Origin of the sequence: Exiguobacterium sp. TNDT2, from assembly GCF_003331145.1 — a bacterium.
Classification (GTDB): domain Bacteria; phylum Bacillota; class Bacilli; order Exiguobacteriales; family Exiguobacteriaceae; genus Exiguobacterium.
Genome location: NZ_QLVE01000043.1, coordinates 1 through 4,200, shown reverse-complemented (window position 1 = coordinate 4,200; position 4,200 = coordinate 1). Strand labels below are relative to the sequence as shown.

The 4,200-nt window shown below is 48.3% G+C and carries 4 protein-coding genes; 1 reads left to right on the top strand and 3 read right to left on the bottom strand.

Annotated features, from left to right (window positions below; all coding sequences use genetic code 11):
* Positions 1-96 precede the first annotated feature (96 nt).
* Positions 97-2,658, top strand: coding sequence for an SH3 domain-containing protein (locus DPV68_RS13990; RefSeq protein ID WP_114167390.1), 2,562 nt, complete (start codon positions 97-99; stop codon positions 2,656-2,658).
* 41 nt (positions 2,659-2,699) lie between these two features.
* Here DPV68_RS13990 and DPV68_RS13985 read toward each other — a convergent pair whose 3' ends face one another.
* From DPV68_RS13985 to DPV68_RS13975, 3 genes are read right to left on the bottom strand one after another with little or no spacing between them, the layout of a single operon-like run.
* On the bottom strand, positions 2,700-3,113 hold the full coding sequence (locus DPV68_RS13985) for a hypothetical protein (protein WP_114167389.1): 414 nt from the start codon (positions 3,111-3,113) through the stop codon (positions 2,700-2,702).
* Complete coding sequence (locus DPV68_RS13980; RefSeq protein WP_114167388.1) at positions 3,110-3,664, bottom strand: hypothetical protein; 555 nt, start codon at positions 3,662-3,664, stop codon at positions 3,110-3,112. The genes DPV68_RS13985 and DPV68_RS13980 overlap by 4 nt, the downstream gene beginning before the upstream one ends.
* A gap of 2 nt (positions 3,665-3,666) precedes the next feature.
* Positions 3,667-4,026: a hypothetical protein gene (locus DPV68_RS13975; RefSeq protein WP_114167387.1), complete on the bottom strand. Its 360-nt coding sequence runs from the start codon at positions 4,024-4,026 to the stop codon at positions 3,667-3,669.
* Between the last annotated feature and the right edge of the window lie 174 nt (positions 4,027-4,200).

Sequence of the window (4,200 nt, the reverse complement as noted above, 5' to 3'; positions counted from 1 at the left end):
GCGTCAGATGTGTATAAGAGACAGAAGTTATACTTAGACCGCATGATTATAAAATACTCATATATCGATTGATTATTACTCGAAAGGGGTAACATTTTGAAACCGTCTATTACACGTTTGAGTACGGCCGTTCTCGTCTCGACTACCATCTTGAGCACGATCATCCCGACTCAAACATTTGCAGCAACAACCGAAGGAACAGTCAATACCTCTATACTAAACGTCCGATCTTCGACGTCGACTGCGTCGTCAATCGTCGGAAAACTGACAGAAGGTACTACCGTTCATGTCTATTCAACAAATAACAACTGGGCTCAAATCGATTTCCAAGGTCAAAAGCGATATGTCGCATCTTCTTACCTCACATTGAAATCATCCGTTGCGAAAACAGCAACTTCTAAGACGTATACAGCTGACGCTAACGTCAATATGCGTTCTTCGATGACAACATCCGCGCCGCTTGTCACGACCATCCCTAAAGGAGCGTCCGTCACTTATCTTTCCACACATGGTGCAACTGGTTCATGGTTCAAAGTCACATATAACGGAAAAACCGGCTATGTGGCACAACGTTACTTCACACTTATGGGAGGGAGTGCGGTGACAAGTCAATCAAATGCGACTCACAGTACGTTAAGTAGTACGACGATGCATCATTCGATGACCTCAGCCTCAACAGTACTCCTGACCATTCCGAAAGATGCAAACGTTACATTCTTGTCAGCACATGGTGCGACCGGCTCATGGGCAAAAGTTGTTTACGGTGGGAAGACTGGGTACGTCGCAAAACGAAACTTGCAACCACTCGTAACTACTGAACCGAAAACCATGTACGTTAAGACTCTATCCACTATTTATAATTCAATGTCGAATTCAAGAAAAACAATCGGAACGCTTTCAATCGCTCAAAGTGTCAAACTTCTATCGACACACGGGGCGACAGGATCTTGGGCGAAAGTCGCAGTCGGTTCGTTGACAGGTTACGTCCCGATGCGAAATTTGTCTGAATCACAAGTCGCCGAGCCGGTCACGCCATACTATGCGACACAGACGGCGACCATGTATTCGTCGACATCCACGCGTGGGAACGTTCTACAAACGATTCCAGTTGGTGCGAAAGTCGATCAACTCTCGGCTCACGGTGCTACAGGTTCATGGTTTAAAGTCCGCTATGCCAACGTGACGGGTTACGTCGCAGCACGTAATTTCTCGCTCACACTTCCAGCGACCTCGACTGAGCAATACGGACCTGAACGTGAAGTGCAAGTCGTCTCAAGCGGCACACCATTAAACGTCCGGCCGACTCCTGGGACCGGAAATGCCGCCGTTGGGACTCTTGCCCATGGCACAGTCATAAAAGTGAAACCTGTCTTGAACACAGAATGGGGCATCTTGACAAGCGGAAGTTTCGTCGGCGGCTACATCCATTTAAGTTATACGGCACCCGTTGCGACGACACCACCAGCCACGGGGATTCAACGCGTCGTGTCATATACAAGCTATCCGATTTCCGCTCAGACGATGGCAGAACGTCAAATGGCCCAGTTCGGTCAGACGGATGCCCATCGTTATGCTAAAGCATATTTACCGCGTTCGTGGGTGAAAGTGGAAGGAAATACGGGCACCATCGTTAATAATCGTGTACGCGTCATTTCGGGTGTAGGTACCGCCCTTAAAATGACTGCTTCCACAGGTTCGACAACGCTCACCACCATTCCGAATGGCACGGTGCTCGAATATGTCAGCCGTCAAACAGTAGGTACATCGGTATGGTATCGCGTCAAACACGGGACGATGACCGGTTTTGTAACACCGAGTTCTGTCGTTGGTGAGGCAAACATTTTAAGCCGTGCCAGCTTGACGTCACACGTTTACGGACAAATCAACCCGGGTGAGAAGGTGACGATCACGGGTCAGGAAGGTCATTATTACACCATCACATACCGTCGACCATCTGGCCATAACATCCGTATATTCGATAACACGTGGCGGCGCGCTTCGGTCTCTGACATCGAACCGTACGTCAACCCGAAAAATTTCGCACAAGATTCTCAAGCGTTTTATCAATTCCTCGACTTGTCGAAAAGTGCCGGGACGAGTGCTGAGACACTGAACGGGGTTCTTAAAGACAGCGGGACGCTCACTGGTCAAGGCCAGGCGTTCATCAATGCGGCGAATCAATACAGCGTCAACGAAATTTACTTGCTCGCCCACGCTGTCCATGAGACCGGACACGGAAAATCGACTCTTGCCAAGGGAGTACCGGTTGATAAAGACGGAAATGCCTTAATCAACTCGAGCGGCGTCCGAATTCATCCAGATCGAGAGGTTGCAGCTACTGTCTACAATATGTACGGTATTCGCGCAGTCGACAGCAGTCCACTGACGACCGGGGCTAAGTTCGCCTTTGAACAGAAATGGTTCACGCCAGAAGCGGCCATCGTCGGTGGCGCTTACTGGATTGGAGCAAGCTATATCAATCATTCAGATTATAAGCAAAATACACTCTATAAGATGCGCTTTAACCCGGCCGTCCCTGGGCATCATCAATACGCAACGGATATCGGTTGGGCCACGAAACAGACAACCCGTATCTTCGAGATTTATCAAAATCTTGACGCCTACACACTTTATTTCGATGTACCAAAGTTTCAATAACTAACAAGAGACACGCAGCCGACGATGGCGCGTGTCTCTTTTTAGGTCCATTCGATTGATTCAATCATCGATTCAATCTCTAACTTTTCGTTCGTGACTTCATCGGCGACATACGTTAAAAACAACAGTCGTTTCCCGTCTGTCAGCGACCACACGTCGAGATGCATGCCGTCTTCAATCCCGCTCGCATAGGCCGTCGTCATGCCGCCGGCCTCTGACGTGATGCTCGGGGCGACTTTGACATTGATTGGGAACTCACCTAAAAACGTGTTCAACTCTTGAAGCGCCGCGTCGGTCGGTGCTTGAGCTTCCTCCGCCTCATAAATTGACATTTGTAGCGTCCCTTGCGCATCTGCCTCAACGGAGTAAAAACTGACGTGATCTTCTTCTTCATTGTATTCAAAGTGTTCTGGGTAGGATAGACGGATCCAACCGTCAATCTCATATTCCTTCATGCTGTTTGCTCCTTCGTCTTCTTAAATGCTAAGCCAGTCACCATTTTCGCTTGAAGCGCATATTTGAGACGCTCCGTCACGTAAAGGCGTTGGCTGTTTCGATCTTGGGCGATCATATGCCCGAATAAATTCAATCTCACGGTTTGTCGTGATAAAAAGTAGAGCCGATCCGGGTCTAACGATCGATACTCGCCCGAATCTTCGAGATGTTCAATTTCGAACCGGCGCAACACGTTGAGCGCGCAGTATTGATCCGTCTTTCCGGTGCTCGTGTGCAATTCAACTCGAACAAGTTGAATATCATAGGGGCATAAGTTCATAAAAACCGGGCTAATCCGTTCGTGGATGAGCAATACGCCCATATCCGTCTCAATCAAATCGGGAAGCGCCTGCTTGTCTTGAGAGATACTCAAGACGACATAAGGGCGTTCAGTCGGTGCGAGCAATTCCCCATTAAAAAATCGGAATCGTTGGATGCCGGTCAATACACGGGCCCGCCAGGCACTCCCACGAGCTTCCGCTTCAATCCGATAAAGCCTTTCTCGACTCACGACTACTCCCCCTTCAATTGTTTGAGCGACGCGACGAATCGTTCCCACTCTTGGGCGTCACAGACGACCTTACTTTCAATTCCCCATTCTTCATCGATCGTCAAACGTACTTCATTCGTTTCGAGATGACGTGTGAGCTCTAATGTTCCGATTTGAACGAATAACGGTTCAATGTTGAACTCATCGGTCGACGGACTGACCCATTTTAGACGCTCGGTTCGAAGGATGATATGCCAACTCGACTCACGGCTAATCGAGAATGTCCAGTCACGAAGCTTTATGTCACGACTGACTTGTCTACCTTTTTTCATCATTTGAAAGCCCTCACTCATCATCTGCAAATAAGACTTACGCTCACCCATTCCCCATCCGCTCCTCTCTTCTATTATCTTAGCAAGACGACCTACCCGCAACAACCAATGTTTTTTCAAAAAAGGGTTTGCAAAGCTAAAATCCTGTGCTATTATATTACCGTAACGTTAAGCGTTTCGCGGGTGTAGTTTAATGGTAAAACCTCAGCCTTCCAAGCTGATGAC